This window comes from Methylobacterium sp. P5_C11 (assembly GCF_054049775.1).
Map to the genome: position 1 here is coordinate 1 of NZ_JBFULS010000092.1, position 9,927 is coordinate 9,927.

At 71.7% G+C, this 9,927-nt stretch carries 12 protein-coding genes; 7 read left to right on the forward strand and 5 right to left on the reverse strand.

Annotated features, from left to right (window positions below; genetic code table 11):
* Positions 1-492, reverse strand: a 492-nt coding sequence (gene ssb, locus ACXJKQ_RS26835) for a single-stranded DNA-binding protein (RefSeq protein WP_457108720.1), incomplete at its 3' end; no start/stop codon positions are given.
* A 168-nt stretch (positions 493-660) separates the two neighbouring features.
* Positions 661-1,677 carry an NADP-dependent oxidoreductase gene (locus ACXJKQ_RS26840; protein ID WP_457108721.1) on the reverse strand — a complete coding sequence of 339 codons (1,017 nt, stop codon included), beginning with the start codon at positions 1,675-1,677 and terminating at the stop codon, positions 661-663.
* Between the two features lie 124 nt (positions 1,678-1,801).
* Here ACXJKQ_RS26840 and ACXJKQ_RS26845 point away from each other — a divergent pair, with 124 nt between their 5' ends.
* Together ACXJKQ_RS26845 and ACXJKQ_RS26850 are read left to right on the forward strand one after the other, a co-directional pair.
* Positions 1,802-2,200 carry a DUF4174 domain-containing protein gene (locus tag ACXJKQ_RS26845; protein ID WP_457108722.1) on the forward strand — a complete coding sequence of 133 codons (399 nt, stop codon included), beginning with the start codon at positions 1,802-1,804 and terminating at the stop codon, positions 2,198-2,200.
* 138 nt (positions 2,201-2,338) lie between these two features.
* A complete protein-coding gene (locus ACXJKQ_RS26850; RefSeq protein WP_457108723.1) occupies positions 2,339-2,515 on the forward strand; it encodes a hypothetical protein in 177 nt (58 codons plus the stop codon).
* Positions 2,516-2,676: 161 nt separating this feature from the next.
* On the opposite strand, the gene ACXJKQ_RS26855 is transcribed toward ACXJKQ_RS26850, so the two are convergent.
* The 3 genes from ACXJKQ_RS26855 to ACXJKQ_RS26865 all read right to left on the reverse strand — a co-directional run bounded on the left by ACXJKQ_RS26855 (position 2,677) and on the right by ACXJKQ_RS26865 (position 4,558).
* Positions 2,677-3,078: a hypothetical protein gene (locus tag ACXJKQ_RS26855; RefSeq protein WP_457108724.1), complete on the reverse strand. Its 402-nt coding sequence runs from the start codon at positions 3,076-3,078 to the stop codon at positions 2,677-2,679.
* Positions 3,079-3,164: 86 nt separating this feature from the next.
* Positions 3,165-3,560, reverse strand: coding sequence for a hypothetical protein (locus tag ACXJKQ_RS26860; protein ID WP_457108725.1), 396 nt, complete (start codon positions 3,558-3,560; stop codon positions 3,165-3,167).
* Positions 3,561-3,628: 68 nt separating this feature from the next.
* A complete protein-coding gene (locus ACXJKQ_RS26865; protein WP_457108726.1) occupies positions 3,629-4,558 on the reverse strand; it encodes a sulfite oxidase heme-binding subunit YedZ in 930 nt (309 codons plus the stop codon).
* Between the two features lie 210 nt (positions 4,559-4,768).
* Between ACXJKQ_RS26865 and ACXJKQ_RS26870 the strand changes: the two genes are divergently transcribed.
* The 5 genes from ACXJKQ_RS26870 to ACXJKQ_RS26890 form a co-directional block, all read left to right on the forward strand.
* Positions 4,769-5,779: an aldo/keto reductase gene (locus ACXJKQ_RS26870; protein WP_457108727.1), complete on the forward strand. Its 1,011-nt coding sequence runs from the start codon at positions 4,769-4,771 to the stop codon at positions 5,777-5,779.
* Between the two features lie 194 nt (positions 5,780-5,973).
* A complete protein-coding gene (gene rimP, locus ACXJKQ_RS26875) occupies positions 5,974-6,738 on the forward strand; it encodes a ribosome maturation factor RimP (RefSeq protein ID WP_457108728.1) in 765 nt (254 codons plus the stop codon).
* Between the two features lie 64 nt (positions 6,739-6,802).
* Positions 6,803-8,431, forward strand: a complete 1,629-nt coding sequence (gene nusA / locus ACXJKQ_RS26880; RefSeq protein ID WP_457108729.1) for a transcription termination factor NusA — start codon at positions 6,803-6,805, stop codon at positions 8,429-8,431.
* Positions 8,432-8,456: 25 nt separating this feature from the next.
* Positions 8,457-9,179 (forward strand): RNA-binding protein, encoded by a 723-nt coding sequence (locus ACXJKQ_RS26885; protein WP_457108730.1) that lies wholly within the window; start codon positions 8,457-8,459, stop codon positions 9,177-9,179.
* A gap of 76 nt (positions 9,180-9,255) precedes the next feature.
* On the forward strand, positions 9,256-9,927 hold a 672-nt coding region (locus ACXJKQ_RS26890; protein ID WP_457108731.1), incomplete at its 3' end, for a translation initiation factor IF-2 associated domain-containing protein.

The following is a 9,927-nucleotide window of genomic DNA, read 5'->3' on the forward strand; positions in this document are numbered from 1 at the left end:
CCGCCGCTCGCCGCCCTGGGCGCGGCCACCGCCGAAATCGCCGCCGCGGTCACCGCCCCGGCCACCGCCGGAGTCGCCGCCACGGCTGATCTGGCCGCCGCCATCGTCCTCGCCGGCGAAGTCGCCGCCGCCGCCGCCACCGCGCCCGTCGAGGATCGTCATCTCGCCGCGGAAGCGCTGAAGCACCACCTCGGTGGTGTACTTCTCGACTCCGGAATTGTCGGTCCACTTCCGGGTCTGGAGCTGGCCCTCGATGTAGACCTTCGAGCCCTTGCGCAGATACTGCTCGGCCACTCGGGCGAGGTTGTCGTTGTAGATCACGACCGAGTGCCACTCGGTCTTCTCCTTGCGCTCGCCGGACGCCTTGTCCTTCCACGACTCGGAGGTGGCGAGCCGCAGGTTGCAAACCGGGTCGCCCGAGCCGAGGCGGCGCATCTCCGGGTCGCGCCCGAGATTGCCCACCAGAATCACCTTGTTGACGCTGCCCGCCATCACTCTCTCCTGACCGTACGGATCTCACAGGGCACCTGCCCGGCGGCGCGCGAACCATGCGCCCGGGCCTCCGGAGCGGCAACCTGCGGAGCGGGCTTGTGCCCGCTTTCCGCAGCGCCACCGGATCCGTTTGTTCTATATCCGTTCCGGAGCGGCAGCAAGCGGCGCTCAGGAGACGCGCACGACCAGCTTGCCGAAATTCCGGCCCTTCAGCAGGCCGATGAAGGCCTCCGGGGCGTTCTCCAAGCCCTCGACTACGTCCTCTCGGTACCGGACCCGGCCCTCCTGGATCCAGCCGGCGACCTCCTTGCGGAACGTCTCCGCCTGCTCGGCGAAGTCCCAGACGATGAAGCCCTGGATGTGCAGCCGGTTGGTCAGCACGGCGCGCATCAGGCCGGGCAGCCGGTCGGGGCCGGGCGGGACCTCGGTGGCATTGTAGGCCGAGACGAGGCCGCAGACCGGGATCCGCGCGAACGGGTTCAGCAACGGCATCACGGCGGCGAAGACCGCGCCGCCGACGTTCTCGAAGTAGACGTCGATGCCCTTGGGGCAGGCGGACGCGAGCGCGCCCGGCAGGTCGGCGCCGCGATGGTCGACGGCGGCATCGAAGCCCAGCTCCTCGGTGAGATAGCGGCACTTGTCGGGGCCGCCCGCGATGCCGACGGCCCGGGCGCCGTGCAGCTTGGCGATCTGCCCGACGAGCGACCCGACCGGGCCGGCGGCGGCGGCGACCACGACGGTCTCACCGAATTTCGGCCGGCCGATGTTGAGGAGGCCGGTATAGGCGGTCATCCCCGGCATCCCGAGCACGCCCAGGGCCGTCGACGGCGGAGCGACGGAGGGGTCGACCTTGCGCGAGCCCTTGCCGTCCGTGACGAAATAATCCTGCCAGCCCGCGAAGGCGGTCAGCAGGTCGCCGACGGCGTGGTCGGGATGGTTCGAGGCGACGACCTCGCCCACGGTCTCCGCGGTGATCGGCGCGCCGATCTCCACGGGGGCGGCGTAGGATTTCGCGTCGCTCATCCGGCCGCGCATGTAGGGATCGAGGGACAACCAGCGGGTGCGCAGCAGGACCTGGCCCGGTCCGGGCTGCGGCACCGGCACCTCCTCCAGGCGGAAATTCTCGGCTCGTGGCTCGCCGTGCGGGCGCGAGGCCAGGACGATGCGGCGGTTCATGGTGGTCATGACGGTCTCCCGAATTCTGGCTGCCGCCTCGATCTGGGGCGCGGGGCGGCCGCGGCAAAGGCGCAGGCGCGATCTCCGGGGCCGATCCGTGCGTTGTCCCGGCGCGTGAACACGGAGCGGCGACATGCGGACGACGGCACTGGGTCTCGGTCTGGCGGTCCTCGGGGCGGGCGCGGCCTCTGCCGGGCCGCTCGATGCCTATCGCGACCGCGCGCGGGTGCTGGTCCTGTCGGCGCCCGATGCGGCGGACACCCAACTCACGGGTCAGCGGGCGGCGCTGGGTTCGGCGCGCACCGGCATCGCCGAGCGCGATCTCGTGGTGCTCGAGGCGATCGGCTCCGGCGCGGAGGCGAAGGCCCTCCGCGCCCGGCTCGACCTGCCCTCGGACAGCTTCCGGGCGGTCCTGATCGGGAAGGATGGGGGCGCCAAATTCACCGCCGCGGCGCCCATCGCACCGCAGGCGCTGTTCGCCACGATCGACGCGATGCCGATGCGGCGCGCCGAGATGCGGGGGCGCCGCTAGGGTGCGGTCCCGTGTGTACGGGTGGGTGCGCGGACACCATCGGTTAAGCCTACCGGCCTATCACCGAACCGTGTCGACGGCCCGTTGCCGGCCGTCCGTCGAGGCCCGCCAGGACGCACCCACGAGACGCTCGAATCGATGACCCGACAACAAGTTGCAACCGCCATACGCCGCCTCGTCGCCCTGCAGGTCGAGGACATCGATCGCGCGGTCCGCGACGGCCACAAGACCATCGCGCTGAACGAGCTGGCGGATCTGAACCGCCAGCTCAAGGCCTTCGCGGCCGCCCTGAAGAAGGCGCCGGCCCGGATCTGAGCCGGGTCCCGATCGAACACCCCGGTCGCTGAAGCCCTGCATCGGCCCGCGCGCCGCACGCGCGGACCACGGCGGCGCGATCTCGTGTGACCTCGCGTCGGCGGAGTGCTTCAGCCCATGCGCGGTCAGGTGGCGGGCCATGGAGCCAGCCGCCACACATCCTACCAGCGCGGGCCTTCCCAGCGGCGGGGCGGGATGTCCTCCGGGGGCGGAGGCGGCGGGGGCGGCCCGCGGTCGAAGGCCGGCTCGTCGCAAACCCGCACCCGGCGCAGCACGGGCGCCCCGTCCGGATCGAATCGCCGCCGGACGAACTCCCGACAGGCCTCGGGGGGCGCGGCGGTGAAGCGCGGGCCGCGGAACTCCGGCTCGGGGCGCGGTGGCGGTGGCGGGGGCCGGCGCTCGGGCTCGTCCTCTTGGACCGGATCGCCGTAGCCGTGGGGCGGGGGATAGGGGCCGTCGAAATCAGCGGCCCAGGCCGGGCCGGCGGCGAGGAGCAGAGCGCAGAATCCGGTGCGTGCGAGGCGATGACGGGCGGGCAAGGGGGCCTCGGCGGGATCGGGCACGCGGGAATCGCGGCCACCATCGCTGGAGGATGTCCCGGGGCGCCTGAACCGCCGTCGTTACGCCGGGTCGGCCGCCGTTCAGGCGACTATTGCTGCATCGCGTTGACTTCGCACTGCGCGTAGTCGGCGCTCGCCTTCACGTAGGCGTTGAGCTTCTGCACGTAGCCCTCGGCGATCGGCCGGAAGGCCTGCGCCTGCAGGTTATAGGCCTTGATCGCATCGTTGTAGCTGTAGGCCTCCCAGCCTGGGCAGCCCTCCTTGGCGTCGAGGCAGGCGGGCTTCGCCGGCAGCGCCGGCTTCATCGGCCGGGCGGAGGCCGGGGGCGGCTCGGGCGGCGTGCAGGCAGCGACGGTCGGTGCGGCCGCCGCCGGGGTTGGCGGGGTGGGCGCCGCTTTGGTCGGGCTCGGTGGCTTCGCGGACGGGGCCGGATAGGCGGCGGTCGGCGCGAGCAAGCCCGCGATCAGGAGAAACGTGCCGCGCATGGCGTCTCGGAAGCTCCGCTGGGTCCTGCACCGCCGATGGCGGCGGGCCGGCAGCGGTTTCTGCGGCATCAGGCCGGCGGCGACAAGGGTTCCCGAACAGGGGCGGGACGGGCCGCGGAGGCGGGGTGTCTGCCGGCAACCTGTCGGACCGGGCGGGCCTTCGCGCCCCGCAGGAGCGCCACGAGCGGCAGGGACAGGCCGACGGCCAGCACCCACCAGGCCGGCCGGATCGGGCCGGAGAAATCCAGGTTGGCGGCGAGAACGAGGTTGGCCGGGACACCGCTGGCGAGCCCGTACCAGGCGGCCTCGAGCCCCGCGGTGGCGAGGCCGGCGAGGATCGCGAGCAGCAGGAGCGACCAGGGCCGCTCCGGCCATCTGAATCGCCGCATCACCCGCCAGCCCATGAGCAGCAGGAACAGCCCTGCCGAGAAGACCGGATCGGTGACATCGATCTTCGACTGCAGGAAGTAATGGACCAGGGCCAGAACGGCGATCGTGTAGACGAGCCGGTGCAGCCGATTCCAGTTCGGGCCGAGGGTGCGGATCGCCGCATCCGTGGAGGTCAGGCCGAGGGCGATCAGGCCGATCAGCGCCACGAAGCCGATCGTCAGGTAGAGCCGGAGCGCGATCTCCGAGACCACCTTGGTGAGGATCAGGTTCTGGTCGACCGCGTAGAGGGTGAGATGGGCCACCGCGTAGGCCATCACGGTGACGCCGAGCATCCGCCGCACCACGAGGACCCTGGACCAGTCGGCGACGCGGCGGAGCGGAGAGACCGCCAGGGAGAACAGCAGGAAGCGCACCGCCCACTCGCCGGTGGCGTGGATCAGCGCGGTGATCGGCTTCGCGCCCAGGGCGTCGAGCCGGTAGGCGGCGGCGAGGTACAGGGCCGGCGCGATGCACCCCGCGAAGACGACGAGCTTCAGCCAGGAGAGGCGGCCGGCCCGATCGAGCCAGGGGCGGGGGATCTCGGGAAGGATGGCCGAGCGGTCGATCATGGGTCTCGGACAGGCTCATCTTCGGTGAAGGACGGCGGCGACCCGCCTTGCGGCAGGCGCCACGGCGAGAACGGCCGCCCCCGGGCTCCGGTGCCGGCACGGGTCGGTTCGCCGCGGCCGGGCTCAGGTTACACGGCCCTGTCGCCCGGCACGGTTGACCTCGGCCGCGCAGTGGCGAGATAGCGGGACGACGGACACCGGATGGATCCCATGCAGTACCGCAATCTCGGCCGCTCCGGCCTCAAGGTCTCGCCGATCTGCCTCGGCACGATGATGTTCGGCGGCCCCACCGACGAGGCGACCGCCGGCCGGATCGTCGCCAACGCCCGGGAGGCGGGAGTCAACTTCATCGACACGGCCAACGTCTACACGGACGGCCGCTCCGAGGAGATCACCGGCCGGGCCATCAAGGGCGACCGCGCCGCCTGGATCCTGGCCACCAAGGTCGCCAACCCGACGGGCTCGGGTGTCAACGACCGCGGCCTGTCGCGGGTCCACGTGATGCGGGCCGCCGAGGATAGCCTGCGCCGGCTCGGCACCGACGTCATCGACATCTACTACCTGCACAAGGAAGATCACGACACGCCGCTCGCCGAGACGGTCCGGGCGATGGCCGACCTCGTGCGGGCGGGCAAGATCCGCCATTTCGGCGTCTCGAACCACCGCTCCTGGCGGGTCGCCGAGATCTGCCGGCTCTGCGACGAGCTGGGGATCGACCGGCCGGTGGTAAGCCAGCCCTATTACAATGCCTTCAATCGCATGCCCGAGACCGAGCACCTGCCGGCCTGCGCCCATTACGGGCTCGGCGTCGTGCCCTACTCGCCGCTCGCCCGCGGCGTGCTCACCGGCAAGTACGACCCGGACGCCCCGCCGCCGGCCGAATCCCGCGCCGGCCGCCAGGACACGCGGATGATGCAGACCGAGTGGCGCCCCGAATCTCTGCGCATCGCCCGGACCCTGAAGGAACACGCCGAGGCGCGGGGCATCACGGCCGGCCAGTTCGCCACCGCCTGGGTGCTGAACAACCGGCTCGTCACCGGCGTCATCGCCGGGCCGCGGACGGAGGCGCAGTGGCAGGAATATCTCGGCGCCCTCGACTACGCCTTCACGCCGGAGGACGAGGCGCTGGTCGACGGGTTCGTGGCCGCCGGACATCCGACGACGCCCGGCTACAACGACCCGGCCTACCCCCTGGAGGGGCGGGTGCCGCGGTGCGGCTGACGGAACGGCCTTGAACTTTCGACGATCCGCGGCTATCTGACCTTCAACAGTTCTGATGGCAGTCGAGAGGCTGCGGTTCGGGAGTGGGCCCCACCGGGTCCGCTCTTTTTTTTCGCCGCACGGGTCTCTCGCCGCGAAGGCCGCACGCCGCGGGCCGACCACCAGAACGCCGCGAAGGTTGCGCGCTGAACTCCATGTCGTCCGAGATCGAAGGGGATCTGTCCGAGAAGCGCCTCGTCCGCGAGGCCGGGGTCGCCGCGCGCGTCGCGCAGGCGATCGAGGGGCCGCTCGAGGGTCTGGGCTTCCGGCTGGTCCGGGTGAAGATGTCCAACATCAACGGCTGCACCGTGCAGATCATGGCGGAGCGTCCGGACGGCACCTTCACGATCGCGGATTGCGAGGCGGTGAGCCGGACGATCTCGCCGATCCTCGACGTCGACGATCCGGTGGGAGGGGCCTACAACTTGGAGGTCTCCTCGCCGGGGATCGACCGACCCCTGGTGCGGATCTCGGATTTCGCCCGCTGGGTTGGCTACGAGGCCAAGGTCGAGTTGAGCCCGCCGCTGGACGGGCGCAAGCGCTTCCGCGGCATCCTCGGCGCGCCGGATCCGGCGCGGCTTACCGTGCCGATCGATCTGCCCGACGTGAAGGAAGGGCTCCCGAGCCGCATCGACCTTCCGCTCAAGGACCTCGCCGAGGCCCATCTCGTCCTCACCGACGAGTTGATTCGCGAGTCGCTCCGCCGTGGCGGGCCGCCCGCCGAGGACGAGTCCGACGAGGTCGAGGACGATGCCCCGGACGCGGAGAGCCCGCCGCCGCCGGCGCGCAGCCCCTTCCGGCCGAAGGGGCCGAAGAAGGCCAGCCCCGCGGGCAAGCCCGAGAAGCAGCCCCGGACCGGCCCCAAGAAGCCGATCGTGACCAAGGCGTCCCGGCTCAAGGACCGCGACTCCCTGCACTGAGACCCCCGTGTCGGCCGCCCGGCGGCCGGCCCGAAGATTTGACGGAAGAGAAGGACCGACACCGATGGCCGTCGTCAGCGCCAACAGGCTCGAACTCCTCCAGATCGCCGACGCGGTCGCCCGCGAGAAGGTGATCGACCGCTCCATCGTGATCGACGCGATGGAGGAGGCGATCGCCAAGGCGGCCCGCTCCCGCTACGGCGCCGAGACGGACGTGCACGCCGAGATCGACAACAAGACCGGGGCGCTGCGCCTGTCGCGACACCTCCTGGTCGTCGATCAGGTGGAGAACGACGCCCGCGAGATCACCCTGGATCAGGCCCGCCGCTACAACCCGGGCGCCCTGGTCGGCGACGTGATCTCCGACACACTGCCGCCCTTCGATTTCGGCCGCGTGGCCGCGCAGTCGGCCAAGCAGGTCATCGTCCAGAAGGTGCGCGACGCCGAGCGCGCCCGCCAGTTCGACGAGTACAAGGACCGCATCGGCGAGATCCTCAACGGCATCGTGAAGCGCGTCGAGTACGGCAACGTGATCGTCGATCTCGGTCGCGGCGAGGGCATCGTGCGCCGGGACGAGATGATCCCGCGCGAGACCTTCCGGCCGGGCGACCGCATCCGCTCCTACCTGTTCGACGTGCGCTCGGAAGTGCGCGGGCCGCAGATCTTCCTGTCGCGCTCGCACCCGCAGTTCATGGCCAAGCTGTTCGGCCAGGAGGTGCCCGAGATCTACGACGGCATTGTCGAGGTGAAGGCTGTGGCCCGCGATCCGGGCTCCCGCGCCAAGATCGCGGTGATCTCCCGCGACGGCAGCATCGACCCGGTCGGCGCCTGCGTGGGCATGCGCGGCTCGCGCGTGCAGGCGGTGGTCGGCGAGCTCCAGGGCGAGAAGATCGACATCATCCCCTGGTCGGAGGACGAGGCGACCTTCATCGTCAACGCCCTCCAGCCCGCCGAGGTGGTGAAGGTGGTGCTCGACGAGGAGGCCGACCGCATCGAGGTGGTGGTGCCGGACGACCAGCTGTCGCTCGCCATCGGCCGCCGCGGCCAGAACGTGCGGCTCGCCTCTCAGCTGACTGGCTGGGACATCGACATCCTCACCGAAGCCGAGGAATCGGAGCGCCGCCAGAAGGAGTTCGCCGAGCGGACCCAGGTGTTCATGGAGGCGCTCGACGTCGACGAGACCGTCGGCCAGCTGCTCGCGGCGGAGGGCTTCCGCAACGTCGAGGAGATCGCCTACGTCGACATCCAGGAGCTGTCCGGCATCCAGGGTCTCGACGAGGAGACCGGCACCGAGATCCAGGCCCGCGCCCAGGACCACCTCGCCCGGATCGAGCAGGCGCACGACGCCCGACGCACCGAACTCGGCGTCGCCGACGAGCTGCGCGAGATCGAGGGCATCACCACGCCCATGATGGTGGCCCTCGGCGAGAACGACGTGAAGAACGTCGAGGACCTCGCGGGCTGCGCCACCGATGACCTCGTCGGCTACACCGAGGGCCGCGGCCCCGAGGCGGTGCGCCATGCCGGCTACCTCGACGGGTTCGACCTGTCCCGTGCCGAGGCCGAGGCCCTGATCATGGCCGCTCGCCTGAAGGCCGGCTGGATCGAGGCGCTGCCCGAGCCGGAGGAGACCGAAGAGGGCGCCGAGTCCGCCGAGGGCGAGGAGACCGCCCCCGCTCCGAACGAGGCCTGAGGCGAGAGCCGGCGGCGGAGGCGCGATGGCCGAGGTCGAGACGATCCTGCCCGAGGATGGGCCGGAGGCCGGGGGGCTCGATTCCGGCCCCGGCCGCCGCATGCCCGAGCGGACCTGCATCGTCACGCGCGTCGCCCAGGCCCCGGAGGCGATGATCCGATTCGTGCGCGGGCCGGACGGCAGCGTCGTCCCCGACCTGCGCGCCAAGCTGCCGGGCCGCGGCGCGTGGGTGAGCGCCCGGCGCGAGGCGGTCGCCACGGCGGTGCGGAAGAACCTGTTCTCGCGGGCGTTCAAGGGGCCGACCCCGGCCGCCCCCGACCTGCCGGACCGGATCGTGGCGGGGCTCCGGGACGATCTGCGGCAAGCCATCGCGATGGCTAACAAGGCGGGCTGCCTTGTCGCAGGTTTCTCGAAGGTCGAGGCCGCGATCGGCGGACAGCCGGCCGCCATCGCGGTGATCCACGCCGCCGAGGCGAGCCCGGACGGTCGCCGCAAGCTCGCCGCGGCCTTGTACAGGCGACACGGCGAGGCCATGTCGAGGATACCGATCATCGATGACCTGTCCGAAGACGAATTGGACATGGCCTTGGGTCGGGGTCATGTGATACACGCTGCGCTCGTCGCAGGAGCCGGAGCTGCCGGCTGCCTGTCGCGTTGGCGTCGGCTACGCTCCTTCGAGGGCGCCGCCGCGGCGACCGGGGAGCCCGATCCAGCCCGAATCGGCGGGATCGACGAAGCCTCACGTTGACGACGCAGGACAGATTTGGCCGGCGCCACCGGGCGACGGTTCACGGGACGATGGAAACCCTCAGGGTTCAGGCTGAATGAGCGATACGAACAACCCGGGCGACAAGACTCTGAACAGGACTTCCCCGAAGCCGCTGTCCCTCAAGCGGCCGATCGAGGCGGGGACCGTGCGTCAGAGCTTCTCCCATGGCCGCTCCAAGCAGGTCGTGGTCGAGACGGTGAAGCGCCGCGTCATCGGCGCGGCGCCGGCCGCTCCTGCCCGTGAGCCCGCCCCCGCGCCGCGTCCGGCACCGGCTGCGCCGACGGCGGCTCCCCCTCGTCCGGCCCAGCGCGCCGCCTCAGGTGTCGTGCTTCGCACGCTGAGCGAACAGGAGAGCGCGGCCCGTGCCGCGGCCCTCGCCGATGCGCAGCGTCGCGAGGCCGAGGCCCGCCAGAAGGCGGAGGCTGAGGCCGAGGCACGCCGTCGGGAGGCCGAGGCTCAGGCCCGCCGCGAGCGCGAGGCCGCCGAGGCCCGCCGTCGCGAAGAGGAAGAGCGCAAGGCTGCCGCTGCTGCCGCCGCCGCCGAAGCGGCGGAGGCCGCCAAGGCGGCCGCTGCGGCCCCTGCGCCTGCTGAACCCGCTCCTGTCGCCGAGGCGCCTGCCGCCGCCGCGCCGTCGAGCCCGCCGCCCGCTCCGGCGCCGGCTCCGACCCAGGCTCCGGCCCAGGCCGCGACCCCCGCTGCCCGCCCGGCTGCCGCCGCGGCTCCGGCC